The organism is Methanosarcina sp. WWM596, assembly GCF_000969965.1.
Taxonomy (GTDB): Archaea; Halobacteriota; Methanosarcinia; order Methanosarcinales; family Methanosarcinaceae; genus Methanosarcina.
Map to the genome: position 1 here is coordinate 2487265 of NZ_CP009503.1, position 16518 is coordinate 2503782.

12 protein-coding genes are annotated in these 16518 nt (G+C 39.9%); 6 read left to right on the plus strand and 6 right to left on the minus strand.

Annotated elements, in window-relative coordinates; genetic code table 11:
• Nucleotides 1-462 precede the first annotated feature (462 nt).
• Entirely contained in the window at nucleotides 463-753 is a 291-nt protein-coding gene (locus MSWHS_RS10850) for a hypothetical protein (protein WP_048129919.1), read from the minus strand.
• Nucleotides 754-943: 190 nt separating this feature from the next.
• Between MSWHS_RS10850 and MSWHS_RS10855 the strand changes: the two genes are divergently transcribed.
• Nucleotides 944-2227 carry a UDP-glucose/GDP-mannose dehydrogenase family protein gene (locus tag MSWHS_RS10855; protein ID WP_048129918.1) on the plus strand — a complete coding sequence of 428 codons (1284 nt, stop codon included), beginning with the start codon at nucleotides 944-946 and terminating at the stop codon, nucleotides 2225-2227.
• Nucleotides 2228-2358: 131 nt separating this feature from the next.
• On the opposite strand, the gene galU is transcribed toward MSWHS_RS10855, so the two are convergent.
• The gene (galU, locus tag MSWHS_RS10860) at nucleotides 2359-3258 is read right to left on the minus strand and encodes a UTP--glucose-1-phosphate uridylyltransferase GalU (RefSeq protein WP_048129917.1); all 900 of its coding nucleotides are present in this window, start codon (nucleotides 3256-3258) and stop codon (nucleotides 2359-2361) included.
• A 216-nt stretch (nucleotides 3259-3474) separates the two neighbouring features.
• Here galU and MSWHS_RS10865 point away from each other — a divergent pair, with 216 nt between their 5' ends.
• On the plus strand, nucleotides 3475-4425 hold the full coding sequence (locus MSWHS_RS10865) for an NAD-dependent epimerase/dehydratase family protein (protein WP_048129916.1): 951 nt from the start codon (nucleotides 3475-3477) through the stop codon (nucleotides 4423-4425).
• 89 nt (nucleotides 4426-4514) lie between these two features.
• Here the strand turns inward: MSWHS_RS10865 and MSWHS_RS10870 are convergent, their stop codons facing one another.
• Nucleotides 4515-5987 (minus strand): flippase, encoded by a 1473-nt coding sequence (locus MSWHS_RS10870; protein ID WP_048129915.1) that lies wholly within the window; start codon nucleotides 5985-5987, stop codon nucleotides 4515-4517.
• A gap of 604 nt (nucleotides 5988-6591) precedes the next feature.
• On the opposite strand from MSWHS_RS10870, the gene tnpA reads away from it, so the two are divergent.
• Both tnpA and MSWHS_RS20415 read left to right on the plus strand, forming a co-directional pair.
• Nucleotides 6592-6966, plus strand: a complete 375-nt coding sequence (tnpA, locus tag MSWHS_RS10875; RefSeq protein ID WP_048130702.1) for an IS200/IS605 family transposase — start codon at nucleotides 6592-6594, stop codon at nucleotides 6964-6966.
• A gap of 278 nt (nucleotides 6967-7244) precedes the next feature.
• Entirely contained in the window at nucleotides 7245-7442 is a 198-nt protein-coding gene (locus MSWHS_RS20415) for a transposase (RefSeq protein ID WP_255350529.1), read from the plus strand.
• 221 nt (nucleotides 7443-7663) lie between these two features.
• Here MSWHS_RS20415 and MSWHS_RS10885 read toward each other — a convergent pair whose 3' ends face one another.
• Together MSWHS_RS10885 and MSWHS_RS10890 are read right to left on the minus strand one after the other, a co-directional pair.
• Entirely contained in the window at nucleotides 7664-9724 is a 2061-nt protein-coding gene (locus MSWHS_RS10885; RefSeq protein WP_197074075.1) for a disaggregatase related repeat-containing protein, read from the minus strand.
• A gap of 1088 nt (nucleotides 9725-10812) precedes the next feature.
• Nucleotides 10813-11997, minus strand: a complete 1185-nt coding sequence (locus MSWHS_RS10890) for a glycosyltransferase family 4 protein (RefSeq protein ID WP_048129913.1) — start codon at nucleotides 11995-11997, stop codon at nucleotides 10813-10815.
• A gap of 200 nt (nucleotides 11998-12197) precedes the next feature.
• Between MSWHS_RS10890 and MSWHS_RS10895 the strand changes: the two genes are divergently transcribed.
• Together MSWHS_RS10895 and MSWHS_RS20420 are read left to right on the plus strand one after the other, a co-directional pair.
• Nucleotides 12198-13403: a glycosyltransferase gene (locus MSWHS_RS10895; RefSeq protein ID WP_048129912.1), complete on the plus strand. Its 1206-nt coding sequence runs from the start codon at nucleotides 12198-12200 to the stop codon at nucleotides 13401-13403.
• Between the two features lie 455 nt (nucleotides 13404-13858).
• On the plus strand, nucleotides 13859-13999 hold the full coding sequence (locus tag MSWHS_RS20420) for a hypothetical protein (RefSeq protein WP_156148215.1): 141 nt from the start codon (nucleotides 13859-13861) through the stop codon (nucleotides 13997-13999).
• 420 nt (nucleotides 14000-14419) lie between these two features.
• Here MSWHS_RS20420 and MSWHS_RS10900 read toward each other — a convergent pair whose 3' ends face one another.
• Nucleotides 14420-16441: a hypothetical protein gene (locus MSWHS_RS10900; protein WP_048129911.1), complete on the minus strand. Its 2022-nt coding sequence runs from the start codon at nucleotides 16439-16441 to the stop codon at nucleotides 14420-14422.
• Between the last annotated feature and the right edge of the window lie 77 nt (nucleotides 16442-16518).

The following is a 16518-nucleotide window of genomic DNA, read 5'->3' on the forward strand; positions in this document are numbered from 1 at the left end:
ACAGATAAGACAAGATACTCTCAAGAAATCAGGGAGCCATTCTACTTCATATTAAGAAGCAGTCTGATAGACCTTGGTTCTCCTGAAGTTCCTTTTTCCGAGCCCGACTTCAGATTTAATGTCCCTTAAATTTCCCCTGAGCTGACAATAGGTGATGGCAACCCGACCCCCTCGACATAGCTCCATCACATTACAGCGCCTTATTAAATTTAAATTTTTAATTCTGATAAGATCACTAACATAATACTATTCTAATTAAAAGATAAATAGGTTAGAATAAATAGTTTTGGAAACTAAGATTCTGAACTAAGATCTGTAACAAATTAAAACCATAGATAATCCCGATTTTTTCAGTTTCACAAAATAAAAAAAATAGCCTATTATTGCTCCGTAAGATTTCAGCGGGACGAACTCCCCATAAGAACAGAAAAAAATTCCTTATATGAAAAAAAGTTGATGAGTTTATGGGGTTAACCCTGCAAAAATAATTTCCAGACCTGCAAAGAGGAAATTAGCAACAAAGCAGATCAACAGTGGGTATATCCCCATATCAATAGAATCTATTGAAAAATGGTCTTCTTTTCTGGAAACCAGGAGCATTTCCTTTAGCCCCAGAAGAATGATTAATCCCAGAACTGTTATCCTGTAATAATCAGGAATTCCAAAGTCCGTGTAAACAAAACAGATGCCTGAACCGGGAAAACTATTTCCCATAGCAAGCCCTTCTGTACCCCGGAGCAGTATTAAAAGCACTACATATTCCCCCAGCTTATCAGTAAAGGTATTGTAAGAATATATACTAAATTCTAACTATAGAAACCTCTAAACTGTCAAACTATATAAATATTTAAGACCAAGAATTGTAAAGAGATGCCGTCTATCAAAAAATAAATAAGAATTGGAATCGATTACCCCTTAAATTCCCGAAAAAGAGGTTCAGATTATGAAAGTTTCTGTTATAGGTTCAGGGTATGTAGGTTCAGTCACTGCAGCCTGTTTTTCAGAGGTTGGACACGAAATCATCTGTGTAGATATTGACAGGAAAAAAACGGAGCAGATAAACGCAGGTATTCCCCCCATCTATGAAGAGGGGCTTGGAGAACTTTTGCAAAAATATGCAGGAAAAAGACTCATAGCAACTACTGATTATGAATTTGCAGTCAATGAAACGGATATTTCCTTTATCTGTGTAGGAACACCTTCGGCAGAAGATGGGACTATAGACCTTTCAATTGTCCGGGCAGCCGCGGCAAGTATCGGTGCAGCCCTGGCAAAGAAGGAAGGCTACCATGTGGTGGTAGTAAAAAGCACGGTAGTGCCAGAAACAACAGAAAAGTTTGTCCTGCCGGTACTTGAGGAAGCATCAGGAAAGAAAGCCGGAAAAGATTTTGGTGTCGCAATGAATCCAGAATTCCTCAGGGAAGGAAAAGCAGTCTATGATTTCATGCACCCTGACAAAATAGTTGTAGGGGCAATTGATAAACGATCAGGAAATCTGGTTTCTGAACTCTACAGGACTTTTGAATGTGAGATCACGCATACAGGCCCGGCAACCGCTGAAATGATTAAATATGCAAATAACTCCCTGCTTGCAACCAAGATCTCCTTCGCCAATGAGATTGGAAATATTTGTAAAAAGCTGGGAATCGATACCTATGAAGTCATGGAAGCTGTAGGAAAGGACTTCAGGATTTCCCCGAAGTTTTTAAATTCAGGGGCAGGCTTTGGAGGGTCATGTTTCCCGAAAGACGTAAAAGCGCTTATAGGAAAAGCAAAAGCAATAGGATACTCTCCTTTACTCCTTGAGTCTGTAATAGCTGTAAATGAAAGGCAACCCCTTCTTATGGTTGAAATTCTCCAGCGGAAAATCGGAGACCTTGCAGGCAAAAAGATTGCAATTCTTGGCCTTGCCTTCAAAAATGAAACGGACGACATAAGAGAATCCAGAGCAATTCCTGTGATTGCGGAACTCCTCAGGCTTGGAGCTAGAGTTTCGGCTTATGACCCGATGGCAACAGAAAACATGAAGCGGGTTTTTCCTACAATCGAATACCTTGAGAAAGCTTCAGATGCGCTTAAAGATGCAGATGCATGTCTTGTGATGACTGAATGGGATGAATTCAGGAATCTCGATTCCGAATTCCAGGGCATGAAAGAAAAGATAGTTATTGATGGGAGGAGGGTAATTAAAGCGAAAAATATGGATTATGAAGGGCTCTGCTGGTGAAAATCAGCAGAAATTACCGCCCCCATTTTTATATATTTATATCGTATTTTGGCTATCTCTTTTTTAATAGGTTTTGCTTGATGCTTCTTTTTTATCCAGTTTTTTGATTCTTATATTATTTGGTTCTGTTCTTACCTTTCTTCTTTCTTTTCTGCCGGAACCTTTTCAACTGCCAGGATTTCCCGCAGGTACTCAAGTACATCATTTCTAAGGCTTTCATTTTTAAGGGCAAAGTCCACTATGGACTTTACGTACCCAAGCCGGTCCCCGGTATCGAACCTTTTTCCTTTGAACCTGCAGGCGTAGATCATCTGTGACTTGTTCAGAAGCCTGATACCGTCTGTGAGCTGAATCTCACTCCCAACACCGGTTCCGGCTTCCTTTATGCAGTCAAAAATTTCAGGAGTAAAGACGTAGCGTCCGATTGCCCCGATATTGGAAGGAGCAGCTTCGAGGGAGGGTTTTTCCACTATATCCTCAAGCACGTACAGGGAATTATCAATAGGCTTACCCTTTATAATCCCGTAGCTGTTCAATTTTTCGTAAGGCACCTCTTCAACTGCTATTGTTGATCTTCCGTATTTTTTAAAGTTCTCGATCAGCTGGGCAGTGCAGGGTTCGTCGTTGACTATGATATCGTCTCCTAGAAGCACCGCAAAAGGTTCATTTCCGATATGTTTCTCTGCCCTGAGGACTGCATCTCCAAGTCCATTGGGTTCTTTCTGGCGGATGTAATGGATATCAACAAGGGAAGAAACGTCCCGGACCAGTTTAAGGAGTTCTGTATTGTGCTTTTTTGCGAGGTGCATCTCAAGTTCCGGAGAATCATCGAAATAGTCCTCAATTGCCCTTTTGCCTCTGCCTGTAATAATAATGATGTCTTCAATTCCTGAGGCAATAGCTTCTTCTACAACGTACTGGATCACAGGAGTATCAATGATGGGAAGCATCTCTTTTGGCATTGACTTGGTTGCCGGCAGGAAGCGGGTTCCAAGACCGGCTGCCGGGATAAGTGCTTTTTTAATAGTCAAGATTAACTCTCCAATAAAAGAATAATTCTGTAAAGATGTATTCTTACACTGAGTTAGTGTATTCTTACACTGAGTTAAAGTACTTTTCACCTCATTTCTTTAAGTTTTCCCTTTATCCTGTACAGAGCTTAATGAACCAGAAAAAAGAATTACATTATTTTCCGATAACAGTGCAAAATATTAATAGAGGAAGAGCAAATTAATTGAGGATATTCCATGCCTTCAAAGAACAGAATACTTGTAACCGGAGGAGCTGGTTTCATTGGGAGCAATCTGGTAGATCGCCTTTTGGAAAAAGGAAACCAGGTCATTGTTTTCGACAACCTGAGTTCCGGCAAGATGGAATTTATAGAACACCATCTTGAAAATCCTGATTTTACCCTGATGAAAGGAGACCTGCTCGACCGGGAAGCAATCGAAAGCGCCTGTAAAGGCATCGACTTCGTGTTCCATGTAGCTGCAAATCCTGATGTCAAACTGGGGGCTTCGGATACAAAAGTTCATCTGGACCAGAACATTCTTGCAACCTATAACCTCCTCGAGACTATGAGAAAAGGAGGTGCAAAAAGAATTGCGTTTACTTCTACGTCCACAATCTATGGGGAAGCAAGCATCATGCCTACTCCGGAGGACTACGGACCTCTTATTCCCATATCCCTCTATGGCGCCTCAAAACTCGCCTGTGAAGCTCTCATCACTTCATACTCCCATACCTTCGACATGCAGGCGTGGATTTTCCGTTTTGCAAACATCGTGGGACCTCGCAGCACACATGGAATTACTGTTGATTTCATTAAAAAGCTGACAGAAAATCCCAGCAGGCTCGAGATTCTCGGGGACGGAAAGCAGGAAAAATCCTATCTCCATGTATCGGAATGCGTTGATGCGATTCTTTTTGCAATAGAGAAAAGTAAAAAAGAGGTAAATATCTTCAATATCGGATCGGAAGACACGATCAGTGCTACAGAAATCGGAAAAGTCATTGTAGAAGAGATGGGGCTTTCTGACGTAGAGTTTACATATACAGGAGGGAGTAGAGGCTGGAAAGGTGATGTACCAAGGATGAGGCTTGAGATTGAAAAATTAAAAGCCATAGGGTGGAAGCCTGCGTATACCTCCGAGCGCAGTGTACGAGAAACAGCCAGAGAACTGTTTTCTGGAAACTAAGCCCAGGATGAGATTTTGGGTGATATTATCCTGGAGAATGAGACTCTCTAAATTCAACATTCTTTAATTCTATTTTTTCATAGGACTGATTATTTGCTGCTCGGGCTCACCTTTGACCTGAGTAAATATCTTTTTATTAAAGACATTTCATGGTCAGTAAACCCGCCCACCAGCAACATCACAACCACATAAATAACCGCGCCTGCTCCCATTGCTTCGAAAAGCTCAAGTATACCCGAGATGGCAAAGCTGGAAACAAAGAAGTACATAGCCATTGATGACAAAATACTTTTTGCAATATCCATAAAATAAAAATCAAGTTTAAAATGTTTAAGGGACGTTCGCATGCAAAGTAAAGCCATCAAAAAGTAGGCAACAAGAGTTGAAATTGCAGCCCCGATAATGCCGATTGACGGTATGAGAATGAGATTGATTAGTACGTTTGAAACAGCGGCAAGGATATTAATATAAGTAGCAGATTTCGTGTCTTTTATAAGGAACATTGTGTTGACAAAAATCTGGAATATTCCTGCCAGAAGCCCGGCAAAAGCAATGATAGGGATTACAAACCAGCCAGAAACGAAATCCTGAGTGGTAAGGACCCCAAGCAAAGGCTTTGCAAGGACTGAAAGTCCAAAAACTGCGGGAATGGCAATAAGAAGGAAATATCTCAACGAATGCGACATGTAGATTCTTACTTCATCCATTTTGTTCTCATCAAACATCTTTGAAAGCTCGGGAAGAAGGATAAGCTGAAGGGGGCTTACAAAAAGCTGAATAAGGTTTCCGATTGAACACGCCGCAGAATAGATGCCTACACTGCCGAGGCCAAGGAAATAAGTAACCATATATCTGTCACTTGATTCCGTAACCCATCTAATAAGTGCGTTTGGAGTTAACGGCAGAGAAAACTGCAGGTACTCTCTTATGTAAGTAAACCGTGGGATAACAAACCCTATCTGTGAAACTATAACAATAAAGGCAATTAAAAAAATCAGACCCTGAACAATTAAAGTGGCCGTTATTACCCCAAGAAGCCCGTACCCCATTTTAAGGAAAACCAGTATAAATAACAGTTTTCCAAAAGTTTCAATAAGAGTAAAGTAAGAAAATTTCTCGATTTGCCTGAAAACCCTGAAATAAAAAAGGGATACAGACTCGATTACGTTCAGAAGAATTAAAAGGGAGCCTGCCTGAACAAAATAGGTTGCTTCAGGGTCACTAAAACCGAAAGTTGCAAGTGGTTCTGCAAATATATATAACACAAGTGAAGCCAGAAAACCTGATACCGTAACAAAAAAAAGGATTGAGTATACTGCTTCCCTTATTTTTTTCTTTTCGGTTTCGGAAGATAAGAATCTGACGAAACTCATCGAAAGTCCCATAAGTGCAAGAGAAGAGATTAAAGATACTGTAATATTGATCTGGGCCCAGAGTCCGTAATCATATGCTCCAAGGGTTTTTGTGATGACGGGAAGTAAAAAGAAGGTGCTCAGGCTTGTAAGTATCTGAACCGTCCCAATAAAGCCAACATCCTTTGCAAACTTTTGATATGACATCATACCACCTTAAAAAGAACTGTCGTTTTTTTGTTTTTAATCAAAGGAGCTTATGAAATAGTCGCGCAAAAATCTCTTTCTTAGTATGGTCCAGATAACTAATTAGTACTTGACATGTAAGCTCTTTTGAAAGCCATTGATTATCTGACTCGGGTTTTAGCTTGTATATTGATTTTTTTTCTATAACCGGAGTGAATTGATTTATTGCCATTAAAAACACCTTTAATTGCAAGATGAAGAGTCTAAAAATATTAAATGCCTTCTCAGTGTGAACTTTATTCTTATAACAAGAACACAATAATTTTGAGTCATAGAAACACCTTTAAGTTGGAAAATATCCTGAATTCGAGAACATGAGATCTAGAGGGATTCTCCCCGTTAACTTTTAGTCTATTTAAACAACATTCTCCTTTGAAGAAACCAGGCTCTTTCTCACCCCAAGGTGAGAGTTCTACAAAGGATAAAAGCCTTTGTGTTTTAACTCTAAGGTGTGAAGTCCCCTTCCTCGGAGCGTAAGTGACAGGTGGGGGATGAAAGCCGTCAACTTCTACAAAACAAAAGTAATATAATTATTCATACTTATAATTTCATCAATATAGCAATAACTATGCAGAATAAACTGAATCTTAGAAGCCATTCTTCCCATTCACCCCATTATCATTTCGTTCAATGCGTGAAATATAGAAGAAAAGCTCTAACGAATCCTCTGATAATTGATTTTCTTAAAACTAAAATCCATAACATAAGTGAAACATTCGATGTTGAAGTGCTTAATATAGAGTGTGACAAAGACCATTTTCACTTATTATTTTCAGCAAAACCTTCGTTTGATATTTCAAATTATATCAACACCATAAAAACAATAACTTCAAGGGAGATTCGTAAAAACTTCCCTGAAGTAAAAACTATGTTATGGAAAGATACATTCTGGTCAAGATCGTATTTTATCGCATCGACAGGAGAAGTAATCTTAGAAGGATAAGTAATCTTAGAAGGACAAGTAATCTTAGAAGGATAAGTAATCTTAGAAGGATAAGTAATCTTAGAAGGACAAGTAATCTTAGAAGGACAAGTAATCTTAGAAGGACAAGTAATCTTAGAAGGACAAGTAATCTTAGAAGGACAAGTAATCTTAGAAGGACAAGTAACCTTAGAAGGACAAGTAACCTTAGATATACTGAAGCAATATGTGGATAACCAGAGCAAATATGCATCTGACGAAGAAAATCAAGATCAATCCAACTGAAGAAAAGACACGACCTGCCTCTTTGGGAAAGAACTATAAAATGTGATTGCGGAAACGTAATTGATAGGGATAGAAATAGTGCTATCAACATCATGGAACGGTTCTTATCACAGAATGCTTTGTGGACAGGCTATCAGAGGTTTTCTGATAATCTTCGACAAACAGGATTACAGATGGATACTTGCATCACTGCAAATATCCAGGTGACGTAATCACTCGAAGGAAGTTCCGTCCTCGCTTTCATCAGAAAGCAGGGCGGGGCAGTTCATTACATTTTTATAATAGTTTGTTATGCAGGCAAAAAAACTTTCAAAAAGAGGATTTTTGGTCGGTATAAAAAAACAAGAGGTTTTTCCGAAAAGCAGGCATTGAGAAATTAACATTTCCTGCCGCCAGAATTTCCGGACCCCCTCCTTAAAGGACATCCAGGCCTTTAGCTGTATACAAGTTGAAGTTTTGGTTCCTTACTTTCGATTCCGCAGTCACTGCTGTAGAAAGCAATATAGTTATTGCTCTCTGTGCGGGCCTTTATCAGAAAACCAGTATTTTCGTACTTTCCACTGGTGTACTCTTTTACGAGCTCGGTTACGTCCAGCTTGTAATACCTGTTGTCAGGAAGGGTACTGCCCTTTATAGTTATTGTAGCATATGGGGTGTTGCCCTGAGAAACACCATTTTTATCGTACCAATCTCCTCCGGGATTTTTCCATGAAACATCTTTGTCCTTTTTATTCCAGCTTACGTAATTTGAGTTCCAGGCTGAAGCTGGCCTGTAAACCTCAATTACAGTATCTTCAGGTCTTGAGCTTTTTGCAGGATAATACCAGTAGAGAGAAAGAGTTGCATTACTAACCTCAGTAGAATCTGTGTATTCGCTCAGGTCAAACCACATTATATCCCTGTATCTGACACTGTTCATCCCACCGACATCAATAAAGGGCGAACTCTGGTAGACTACATCAGGAGAAGCTTCACGCAGGCGGTTATCGTAGACCTCTTCTACTGCAATTGAAGATCCCTCCTGTTTGATTGTTCCGGATTTGGAAGCATACTTTGTGTTCCCGTATGCTCCTATGTTGATCCTGTTCCCGTTGTCTTCCAGCTCATTTGAATAAGCAGAGGAAGCAGATCCGGCATCAATGCATAGAGAACTCTTACTATCCGTTACCCATGTATTCCCATTCCATCGACCTGCTACTGATTTGAGATGGTAATCATGTGAGCTCTGGTCTGCAAAGAGAGGATCTACATAAATATCTGTTGTCGATTTAACATTTTTATAGTTCCCTGCTGTGTTGTCGTAGAGACAGTTATTTTCCATTACAATGGTGTGGGAGCTGGGAAGGCGATTAATCACACCGTATCCTGTTCCTGCAGCGTTTTTCGTACGCTGTACGGTGTTTACGATTATGTTATTACGGACAGTGGTCGTGAATCCAGTTCCTGAGGGGCCGGTGTTGGTGTCAGTAGAATACATATTTACAACTGCCGCGTTGTGGACCCCATCAAAGACGTTATTTTCAATCAGGACATTATGGAATCCACTACCTAGAATCCCACCAACCCACTCGATGCTAGGATTGGTGCCGGAACCATAGAAAATATTGTTGTGAATGTACACATTTGATAAACTTTTATCATATGCTCCAGCGGTCCCGATAAGCCAGATGCCTGGTCCGTAGGTGTTTGTAATCACATTATCGTAGATCTCGATATTATTCATGTCACCTTTGGATCTCTCAACCTGAATACCCGGGCCGCCTGCGCTCCAATGATAAAATGAATCAATGAAGTTATCATGGAACTTTACGTTATTTGAGTTCCATACCCTCAGAGCACTGTTCGTCCTGCAGGTTATAGTGTTGTTCCAGGCTTCTACATTCGAGCACTCGATAGCAAACATGCCGTCGTGTCCTAGTTTATAGACAGTGTTGTTATAAAATTTGATATTATTACTATTTCTCATCCTGAGCCCGTCCCCGTGCCCATCGTGCATGTACATATCATGTACTGTTACATCGCTGGAATAGAGAAAATAAATTATATTGTAGTAACCTTTGCCCTTGGCAAGCTCAGCATTACCATCATGATTTACATCAACTTCGAAACCTCTTATCGTAACATTGGTAATACCTGAACTGCTCATCTGCTTGATGAGGGGTATCATAGTATCCCAGCCTGCGTGATCAACCAGTTTGATCACAGCATCTGAATCTCCTTCAAGGATAGTGTTGCTTCCAATTAGAAGAGGGGCGTCAATAACATACGTAAACGGTCCTTTGAGATGGACAGTCGTATAAGCAGAGTTTTCTGCCACAAATTTAAGGGCCTGGTTTATCTGTATGTGGTCGTCTTTTCCATCACAGTTAAAATCCCCACTTCCATCTCCTGAAACATAAATCATAGGTGCAGGAGTCCGGCATGAAGCCGTAGGAATACTTGAAATTATAAAGCACCCTACCAGGAAGAGGACTACTAATTCTCTTTTTAGCATTGCTATCACCTGGGGCCGATCTTTATACATTTATTTTAAATGTTTGCAAGGTAGAACTTTGCACTGAGTTACCTGGGTGTTAATCAAAATATATAGTCTGTTAGTTCATTTTTTGATAAATTTATTTATCCAGTTTTCAAAACCATCTGACAATATTTTGCAAATATTATCCACTCTTCAAATGTTCAAGACTGTAGAATAAGCCCTGGAATAAAACTCCTGTCAAGTGGTTATTGATCTCTATTTGGTTGCCTGAATACCGGATTTAGAGTTAATTCCCCCATTTTTTAAGGTAATTTGCCTCCAATATACACGAATTTCCCCCTGTGCCAACATTAGAAATAATTTTATTATAAATATTCAATTAAATTTCTATAGTAGGCATTGTAAATTAGATCATTATATTATAAAAGTATTTGTTCTACGTTTATAATTTTTTTAGGAATATGAGATCCGAGGCGCCCAGTAGTTAAAATTTATGTGATAAGTTTAACCGGCATTAAGAGGCTTCTTATTAATAAACTATGAAAAAAAGAGTATCCGTCATCAAAATAAATTAGGTGTCTATGTGTGTGATTTTTGGAGACTGTTTTGTACAAATCGCTTAAACATTTTTTCTTTGTTGCGAGAGAGAACAGATGTAAAAGTTATTTAAATAAGTACGATATTGGAGGGAATAATCGATAATTGAAGCTCCATAATTCAAAAATAAGAATGATAAGTCAGTAATAAGAGCTGGCAATAAAACCATAAAAAGTAATAGTGGAATGATAGCTAAATCTTGATTAATTCAAATAATGAATAGAGAATAAAGATAAGGTTGGAAAAAGATAAGGATTATATAAAGAAGCGTAAAAACCCTGGGTTTTTAGCCTTGGGGATATAAGCGTCATCTTGTCTCAGATACATCTATAACGGGCTTTAGATCTGAATATAGATGGAATCAGACTTCAAAATAAATGTGAGTTTTCGGAATCAACAAACGTGGGAATTGATGTTGGTATAAAATACTTCGCTTTACTATCATCAGGAAAAAATGTTGATAATCCCAAGTACCTGAAAAGCTCTGTGAAATCTAAAAGATCGCATCAAACAATTTCATTACATATACCAAGGATCTTTCTTGCAACTCCATCCCAGCTGTGATTCTCAACGACATATTTGCGACCCCGCTCTCCCATGGCATTGCTTGTCTCTTCATCTGAAATTAGCTTCACCACAGCATTAGCGAGTTCTCCGGGGTTCTCAGGAGGTACTGAAATTCCGCCTCCTGAAAGATCAATCAGGTCTTTAACACCAGGTATATTGCTCGCTACAATAGGTTTTCCACAGGCAAGGTATTCGTATGTTTTTAAGGCAGAGAGTCCTATCTTTGAGTTTCTTTCCTCAATAAAAGGAGCAACACAGACATTGGCTGCGTTAATGTATACAGGGACATTCTCATAAGGAATTCTTCCAGTGAAAGTGAATTTGTCAGAAAGCTCCATCTTTGAAGCTATTTCCATCAGTTTGTCCTTCATGATCCCGTCCCCTACTACAAGGAAACGAACCTCAGGGCATTTTTCCAGGATAAAAGGAGAAGAATGGATAAGAAACTCAACTCCCTGCCAGGCTGCAAGGTGTCCTACAAAACACACATATTTCTTTGAATCATCAAGCCCAAGTTCGGCTCTTGCCTGCTTCTGATCAAGGGGTTTGAAAATATCAGTATTTGCTCCATTGTTAATTACAAGAACTTTTTCTGCAGGAACCGAGTACAGCCTCACAAGTTCATCTTTTAGCTTATCAGTCACGGAAACTATCCTGTCACAGTATCTGTAATTGAACCTTTCAGAACGGAGTGCCAGAGAAGAAAAGACCCTGTATGCAAAGGATTTAGAATCCGGACTTACCTTGAGTTCATCCATAACCAGCCCGTTAACCTCAACTATGGAAGAAATCCCCAAAAACTTGCACAGGGCAATGGGGAAGAACGGAAAAGAGTTCTGACGGAGATAAAGCACTTCAGGCCTGTTTGCTATGCATGAGTACAGAAGATAAAAAGATAGTATGAACTCATAAGAAGGCTGTATAAGGTACTTATTATCTATCACAGGCACATACTTTATTTCGGGAAAATCACTTTCTATACCTTTCTGACCTGGCGCGAACAAAACTACATCCGTGTATTTTTTCAAATTTCTTAAGAGTTCAAGGATGTGTATATTCGAACCTGATTTTGTAGTGAAAGAGCTGTAATAGACCAGGAAAATTTTACTTACTTTTTTAAACATGATTGCCGTTACCTGAATAGCAAAAGTAGTTAATTAGTTTATCCCACGCCTCCGTTAATTAATTTTCATAAGTCTGGATGAATTGATTCGGGATTTTAGTGCATGAACATAAATTCATGCATTTTACAGAGAGATATTTATAGGAGAAATTCTCTCCTTTGTGTGTTTTTGAGGCGTCCGAATCGAAAAAGGGAGAGATTATGAGAGTTCTGGAAGTATGTCAGGAATTTCCTAACAGGTATTACCCCCAGCTTGGGACATTCATAAAGCAAAGTATTGATTCAATTGCAGATCAGGGAGTAGACGTGACAGTTATTTCCCCAAAAGCTTACGTACTTCCTTTTTCCTCATTTCCGTATCATAATTTTTCAAAATTGCCCCGGATTGAGCATACCGTAAAATATGACCTGCACTATCCGCGTTATATCTATGTTATTCCCAAAAAGTATTTTTACCCCATAACCGGCATTTCGTATGCCCATTTCGTTTCCAGGTATGCCCTAAAAAACATAAAACCAGAACCTGACCTGATTCATGCACATTTCTCATATCCTGATGGATACGGAATGATGGGGCTTGCAAAGAAATGGAAGGTTCCTCTGGTGGTAAGTGCCCTTGGCACTATAGAAAGAAAGGTTGCCTATGAAGGGTCCTATACTTCAAGGCAGATTATAGAAACCATGAATTTTGCCGATAAGGTCCTTTCTGTCAGTGAAGACCTCAAGGTCCATATCGTGAATTTAGGGATAGACGAAAGTAAGGTTCATGTGGTCTCTAACGGCGTTGATACGGAGATATTCAAGCCTGCAGGAAAAGAACGTGCAAGAAGAGTTTTAAACCTGCCTCAAGAAAAGAAAATTGTCCTGTTCATAGGAGCCCTGAGAAAAATAAAAGGCGTGGATTACCTTATCGAAGCTGCAAAAAGTTTTGTGAATACAAACACGGACCTTTATATGGTAGGCAGGGATGACGGGCTCAGAAAAAGCCTGGAGAAAAGGGCAGAAGAACTTAAAATTACAGATTCTATCAAATTCACGGGGCCTGTAAATCATGAGGATATCCCCCTCTGGATTTCAGCTTCAGATATGCTGGTCCTGCCTTCCCTCTCGGAGGGGAGGCCAAATGTCGTACTTGAAGCTCTTTCCTGCGAAGTTCCTGTAGTGGCAACTGATGTTGGGGGGATTCCGGAACTTATGGTTGAAGGGGAAACGGGTTATCTTGTTCCTGCAAAAAACCCGGAGGAACTGGCAGAAATGGTTAATAAGCTGCTTGAAGATGAAAGCAGAAGGGAAAAGATGGGAAAATTCGGACGAAAAAGTATAATTCAGCGAGGGCTTACCTGGGAAGCCCATGCAAAGAAAACTGTAGATATATACTCAGAGCTTCTATCGAAGCCCTCAAAATAAACCCATCGAAAAAAACAGGAAACTTTGCCACTCATAAATTCTATTTTATTACTTCGGGAGTGCGGAGGGTCACGGTGTGCCAAGAAAGCTCATTTATGCAGCAGTTATTGATGCACGAAATGTGCTATGCTACAGAAAAGATGAGGATCGGCCCCTCGGATTCGCATTACAGGATGTGATTCCAAACCACCCATAAGCTGCTTTGGTCAAAAGCCACGGTAGTGAGCGTTATGGGAAAAGGCGAGGCTGTGACTTCGTCAGGTGCGTGCTAGGGAGCTGAATGAAACTGAACCAGTGTTGACGTATCGAAAACGCGATGATGTCATCAAAACCAGGTGTCGTGACTAACCTGGGACGAGTCTGGAAGATACCCTGTTTACTGACCAGACGGTGACCGGTATATAGCTGGCAGGAACCTAGCACAGGCTTCTCTGTGGAACTTGGGAACCTGCACATTGATGTTAAGAGAAAACTCCAAGTGGTGGACCCACAAGGACGAAAGTATCGATGCAATGTACAGGGGCGGAACAATTCGTAGTAGTGATGAAGTGCCTGTAATGGGCATGGAGCGAAGGGATTGTATTATCCGGTTTTGAACTGCGGTCAACCTTGGCAACAAGGGAGGAACCAATGGACAAAACAAGGCCTTTAGTGGCTGGATAATGGGAGCCGGATGAGGTGAGAGTCTCAAGTCCGGTTCTGAGAGGGCCTGGGGGTGAAATTCCCCCGGGCTACTTACCAATACCCTGTCCTTTAGGTCGGGGATGAAGTGAACCCTCGCCTCTTTTTGGTTTTGATTTAAATATCTAAATCGTCGCTTCTTTGTAAAATTATCGGAAATCGGACAGGGGCTCGATAGCAGAGTTTCAATAACTTAGATCAAGGGAACCTTGTTAAAGGACACTGTGAATCATTTCCGAGTAACCGGGCGTGCGGTCCATCAGCATACCCCATCCTTTAGGTTGGGGTGGCTGCACGCAGTTTGATTTTTCCATACAAAAGTAAATTACAGGCATTTAAATGCCTGTAAGAGTGCTGTTAAGGTTAGAACTTTTAATAGGTTTGCTTAATGCTGGGCCGGGAGCAAAGATGTCCGCTGCCGGGTTTGAGTAGATTTTATTTGCTTTTGTAAGATTGTCATCAAGCTCAATTACATTTTCGGGAGTGTTCCTGTAGAAATAATTGGAAGTTTCCTTAGTGCTGCTTTCATCACTGCCAAAGTACAAACCGTTCCTGAGAAACTCTTGAGTCCTGAATATTACATAGCCTCTGTAACTGGATAATTCGCTTACATTATCGATTCGGTAATTATCATAAATTGAGAGGTTCATATCCGAAGAATCCTCAGGAATCGATGGGAGATAAAAGAACCTTGTAGTATAGTAATCGGAATAAACGGCAGAACCCTCAGGAATGTACTTATAAACATGTTCAAAACCACTCAGTTCATTAGCAGTGAAATATTCATGCTTTGAAATCTGACCAAGCATGTTTGAGTCTGAAATGCTAAAAACTGAAGAGATGAAGACAAAAGTGGAGAACATCAGAACTATAAAGACCACTGTATTGAACTTTTTAGGGCCGTATTTATCCATGTAGTTCCAGAATACATAGATTCCATATCCCATTGCGAAAGCCATAAAGGGGCTGACGAAAAGCATGAACCGGTCAACCCTAAACAGAACTTTGAACTGCCATATAGTATTGAGAGGGTTGGGGACATAGAAAAGAAGGGTAAACAGAGCAAATAACCCGAAAACCGAAGCATAGTTTTTCCTGTAGTTTTTCAGAAGAAAGCCTATTCCGATAAGGGCAAAAAATAAAAAGACGGATTTGTCCAGGAGCCCCATTAGACTTGTCAAGCTTTCCGCAAGTATGTCAGAGCCTCCGGCAGTTAAAACTATAGAGTCCCAGAAATGGCTCTGCAATCGAGGAGTCAGACCTCTTTGCATGAACAGATAAGCCGCAAAGAACCAGTAAGCGGTATAAGTAACATTTAATAGTAAAAAGAAAGGCTTGCTGACATAGCTGCCAGCTCCTATAATATACTCCGAGGCAAAAAGGATGACAAGTAATAACACGAACTGGAGTATAGAAACGTTATGAACTAAGGTCAGAAAAACCAAAACTATTACTGAAAGGGCTTTAAATGAGAATTTATCCTCTTTGAAATTTACACTGTAAACCAGATATAGCAATAGAATAAACCCTACGAATGCCATTGTGCGTGTAATCACGTTTGCACCGTAATACAATACAATATAGCTTGTAGAGTAAAGCAGACAGGAAAGAAGGGAAATTTGTCTGTTGTGTGTAATATGATTAAAGAGATAGTAAAGAAAAACTACCGTTACTGCATAAATTGGCGCTGTTATCAGGAAAAGTGAAGTTTTTACACTGAGGTTCAAAATTTCAGCGGCTTCGGCAATAAGTATATGGTATAGAGGGAAAAATGCATAGTCACTTAAGGCAGTGGAAATGGTCTGTCCTGTTACTGCAGTGGACTCCGAAAGGAAAATGTGAGGCAGAATATCAGTGGTCCCGAAGTAGAAATCGTAATTTAAGGTAACGCTGTAAGTAAGGTTTACCATCATTAAAAAAGATTCCAGAAGAACGAGGGACGGCCTTGCCTCCTTAGAGAAAATTTGCAGGAAAACCGAAAGGTACATCACCAGAATAAATACGAAATAGTACCAGGGCCTGCTCCCCTGAGATAATAGAATCACAATTATAGAGCCAATATAAAATATGCTGAACATGTATGTAAGGGACTTTATGCTTATAGACGGGAAGCTGTCTATATCATGCAGACTTACATCTTTTTTGTAAATGTACAGTATAAATAGGCAGGCAAGTACTGCAGGAATTCCTGTAAACAATCCTCTAACTGCATAACCGGGCTTTTCAGTTGCAAACATCCATATGAAAGTGAGTATAACTGCTAAAATAATTGCCAGTGGGAATAGGAAGGAAATTACCTTCATTAAACGGTTATTATCCATGTAGTTGAGTCCCGTATCTTCGCTCAATCCTAACATACTATCTCCATAACCTTAAGCGATCGCAACTTTATGTATTGAGTTTGAAATAAAGAATTAAGAATTGAATCCGAACA